At 67.7% G+C, this 881-nt stretch carries 1 protein-coding gene; it reads right to left on the reverse strand.

What is annotated here, in order from left to right; translation table 11 throughout:
- Positions 1-49 precede the first annotated feature (49 nt).
- Positions 50-881: IS3 family transposase (locus ACYVJ0_RS13575; RefSeq protein ID WP_460818390.1), on the reverse strand; the 832-nt coding region annotated here is incomplete at its 5' end.

Here is an 881-nt window from a genome sequence, read left to right on the forward strand (position 1 = left end):
CATACAGCGACTGGTAGATTGTCAAGCCCCGGGTTTGGTGGAGAGCTGGTTAGTTGGTTTCCAGGCTTGCCGGGACCGGGTGGGCAGCGGCGTGTAGGGCTTCGTGTTCGGCGGGTGGGATGTGTCCGAGCTCGCCGTGCAGACGCCGGTTGTTGTACCAGTCGATGTACTCCACTGTCGCGATCTCGAGGTCGTCCAGGCCGCGCCAGGGCCCGTTGTTACGGACCAGCTCGGCCTTGAACAGCGAGTTGAACGCCTCGGCCATCGCGTTGTCATACGAGTCGCCCTTGGAACCGACCGAGGCCACGGCGCCGGCCTCGGCGAGCCGCTGGGTATAGCGAATCGCTCGATATTGCACTCCACGGTCCGAGTGGTGCGTCAGCCCGGCCAGATCGGCGCCCTCGTGCTGCCGGCGCCAGATCGCCATCTGCAGCGCGTCCAACGCCAGATCCGTATACAACGACGTGGCGACCTGCCACCCGACGATCAGGCGGGAGTACACGTCCAGCACGAACGCCGCATACACCCACCCCTGCGAGGTCCGGACATAGGTCAGGTCCGCGACCCACAGCTCGTTCGGCCGCGTCGCGGTGAAGTCCCGTTCGACCAGGTCGCCGGGTCTGCCGGTCTCCGCCGCGGGCCGGGTCGTGCGCGGGGACTTGTCGCGCAGCAACCCACGCAGCCCGTTCTCGCGCATCAGCCGCTCGACCGTGCACCGCGCCACCCGCGTGTCCTGCCCGCCGCGCTGCCGGTTCAGCTCGTGCCAGACCTTCCGGACCCCGTAGACGCCGTAGTTCTTCTCGTGCACCTCCTCGATCTTCTCGGTCAGCACCCGATCCCGGGCGGCCCTGGCGGACTCGGGCCGGGTCTTGTGGGCGTAG

The organism is Microbacterium petrolearium (assembly GCF_054782875.1).